The organism is Candidatus Saccharimonadia bacterium, from assembly GCA_035544015.1.
In the GTDB taxonomy this organism is placed as follows: domain Bacteria; phylum Patescibacteriota; class Saccharimonadia; order UBA4664; family UBA4664; genus UBA5169.
Window position 1 is genome coordinate 1 of record DATKIP010000030.1, and the last position, 3,003, is coordinate 3,003.

A 3,003-nucleotide genomic window follows, 5' to 3' on the forward strand; every position below is an offset into this window, starting at 1 on the left:
AAGTGCCGAGGAGCGCATAGGCTATTAACGCCGGAACTATCGTGTAGAGACCCATGATCGGCGGGACACCGACGATACCGGCATAGGCCATGCCCTCAGGTACCATGACGGCCCAGAGCGCAAGACCAGCGAAAACATCCGATACCAGCCACTCGCGTCGATAGGCGGGTATCCAACTAAGGATCGGAAACGACCGGTGAAGGAGGGACGCAACCTTCGCTGAGATCGGCATCGTCAGGAGTGTTCACGGTTACCAAGTGAGCCTTGGACGAGCTGAAGCTATCACATTCGCGGCGACGCCTGTTGTGCATCCCAGCAAAATTTGTCGGCCGATGTTGCAGATGGATCAAAAGCTGAAAGGCTCAGACTGAGCAAATGTTTTCCGGTTTGTCCCCGAAAGCGGACTCCGATCTGCGCGTTAATGAGTGCACGCCCTAACACTACTTTGGCAGATTGAGTTTACGCCGCAATCCCGCGCGGACCCATTGTCGGCAGTTCGGGCAGCGCTGAAGCGGTCGCATGATGAGATCGACGATAGCGTGGCGCACGGCTGGCAAGCTTGGCTGAGGTGGTGGTCCGTTGATTCTTTTTTTCCCGCTTCGCTCGGATGAGGCGACGATGCTGAAGGAAGGCGTAAGCGATCATTGTCATGAGGGCGTGACGGTGAAGGCCTTGCCAGGAGCGTCCCTCGAAATGGTCGAGGCCGAGTTCTTCTTTTAATTGCTGATGCGCCTGCTCACAAATCCATCGAGCCTTGATGATGGCGGCGAGCATGCGCAGGCCCGTCTTAGCGGGCAGGTTGGCAAGATAGTATTTCTTCTCTCCCGAAGGGCGGTGTTCGCCGATGAGCCAGGCCTCGTCCCCCGGCAGATGTTGCTGACCCTTGTCCCTGATCCGCTGCGGTGGTCCGTCGGCCGTGCGCACACGCACAGCCGCAAAGCGGGCTTTGAGCTTTCCCTTCGTGCCGGTGCGCCAGCTGATGTTCTGCCACCTGGCATCAGCGAGCATATCTTCGGCTGCCATCGATAGAATGTTCGGGACGTGCCGCTGACGAGGACGACCGCGCCCGGCAATGGGCCAGATGAGCCGCACGCCGACAGGGTACACCTTGAGGTGACGCGGGATACCAACGGCCCAGGCCAGACTGCGCGCCGTGAGTCCCTGCCGGAATGGCGCGCTCAGCCCGTAACCGGCATCTGCCAGCACACAGCCGAAGCGGACACCGGCTGCGATCATGTGATCGATCTCGGCGAGCGCTATCTCCGGCTTCGTCCGTGCCGTTCGATGTTCGGCCGGAACGCCAGCCCGCTTCAAACGTGCTCGATCGCTCGTCCAGCTCTCGGGGAGGAAAAGGCGCAGCGCTACCGTCACCGGCACCTCGCCGCGCGCCAGCGTCAGTGACACCAGCGTCTGGCAATTGGCCGTCTTGCCCAATGCCGAAGCATATTGCGCAGCGACACCGACCGAGTGCTTGCCTTTCTTCGGCATCGACGTATCGTCGATCACCAACACCGCATCGCTGCCGCCGACGAGCTTATCAGCCTGGATGAGAAGTTCTGTCTCCAGCGGAGCCTCCTTCCAGACGCCAGCAGCAACAAAATGGTGCAGTTGATCATAGTCACCCGGCGCAAGACGCTCTGCCATTGGCTGAACGCTCTTGCGATCACCCGGTCCGATCAGCCCCGCCACGTAAAGTGGACACATTCGCTGCCGTGACCTGTGACCCAAGCGCTCCAGGAACGGCTCGAGCCAGCGCCCAAGCTCGTCTTCCCAATCCGACGTTGTTCCCACCATGGCCGGCCCTCCAAATGCCGACCACCCATGAATCATTGAAAAACTGATTTGGGAATCCCATCACGCTCGTCAGCAGCAAAAATCTGCCAAAGTGGTGCTAGTGCCCTGCGAACAACCAGACCAGGAGAAGCGCGCCCAGGATCACCAGCACGGGGATCCTCGTAGGCTTGAACATCAAGAGCAGCAGGACCGTAACCAGCAAAATGACGATCAGGGTCATGACTGTCCCATGGCGGCACGGGATGACTCGATCCGTTGCGGCTGTGCGGGAGTACACGCGCGCGTGGGGCGCGCCTCGATGTCCGCCCGGTCCGCGCTTTTGGACAGCGGCCGCAGACGCCGTTCCACCAGGGCACCCATGGCCAGGCCCGCGAGCACGTCGGTCGTCCAGTGCGCCAGAATAACGATACGTGTTGCTGCAATGAGGCCGCCAAGTGCCCAAGCGACCGGCGCGGACTTTGGATAGGCCCAGGAGACGGCGGAAGCGACCGCGCCTACATGCATGGCATGCCCCGACGGAAAAGCATCGTAGGGCTTGCCCGAACGAGGTATGCCCCGTCGCGGCCCATGAACCATGCATCGATCCGGCCGTTTCTGGTCGATGAGCCGCTTCAGCAGATGAGGCAGGATGGCGGTCACTACCATGCTCAGAGCCAGATGATCGGTTTGGCGGCGCTCACGATCGTTGCCCGCGCGCGCAGCTAACCATAGCCCTCCCGCGATCACACCAAGGACGTGCTCATCGGCGGCCCAGGTCAGCACCCGAGCTGGCCGTTCCACGGCGGGGCTCGTATAGCGTGCGACCGTCTTCGCGACCCACCGGTCAAGCGCCGTTGCGCCAAAATGCCATAACCCCATTGGAACCCTGACCTCGCGGCCTTAAACAAACCTGCCAAAAAGAGCTTCTTAACTTCGAAAAAACCGAGCCTCACGCACAGGGGACGAGCCATGCAGCAAAATATCAGGGTCTTTGTCGGTCTTGATACTTCCAAGATGAAGATCTCCGTGGCCCTGGCCGAAGATGGCCGCCAGGGCGAAGTCCGCTTTCTCGGCGATATCGAAAACACGCCAAACGCAATGAAGCGCCTAGTAATCAAGCTGACCGGCAAGTACCAACAACTGCTGTTCTGCTACGAAGCGGGACCGACCGGCTATGGCTTGCATCGCCAGATCACCGCTCTCGGGCATGATTGTTCCGTCATCGCACCT

At 60.3% G+C, this 3,003-nt stretch carries 5 protein-coding genes; 1 reads left to right on the top strand and 4 read right to left on the bottom strand.

From position 1 onward, the window contains the following. From VMT30_02250 to VMT30_02265, 4 genes are all read right to left on the bottom strand, one after another. The coding region (locus tag VMT30_02250) for a SulP family inorganic anion transporter (protein HVQ43762.1) at positions 1 to 232 on the bottom strand (232 nt) is incomplete at its 3' end. Between the two features lie 227 nt (positions 233 to 459). Continuing rightward, positions 460 to 1,830, bottom strand: coding sequence for an IS701 family transposase (locus VMT30_02255; GenBank protein HVQ43763.1), 1,371 nt, complete (start codon positions 1,828 to 1,830; stop codon positions 460 to 462). Positions 1,831 to 1,891: 61 nt separating this feature from the next. After that, on the bottom strand, positions 1,892 to 2,014 hold the full coding sequence (locus tag VMT30_02260) for a hypothetical protein (GenBank protein HVQ43764.1): 123 nt from the start codon (positions 2,012 to 2,014) through the stop codon (positions 1,892 to 1,894). Next, positions 2,011 to 2,574, bottom strand: a complete 564-nt coding sequence (locus VMT30_02265) for a phosphatase PAP2 family protein (GenBank protein ID HVQ43765.1) — start codon at positions 2,572 to 2,574, stop codon at positions 2,011 to 2,013. Before VMT30_02265 ends, VMT30_02260 begins: the two co-directional genes overlap by 4 nt. Positions 2,575 to 2,742: 168 nt before the next feature. Here VMT30_02265 and VMT30_02270 point away from each other — a divergent pair. Continuing rightward, the coding region (locus tag VMT30_02270) for an IS110 family transposase (GenBank protein HVQ43766.1) at positions 2,743 to 3,003 on the top strand (261 nt) is incomplete at its 3' end.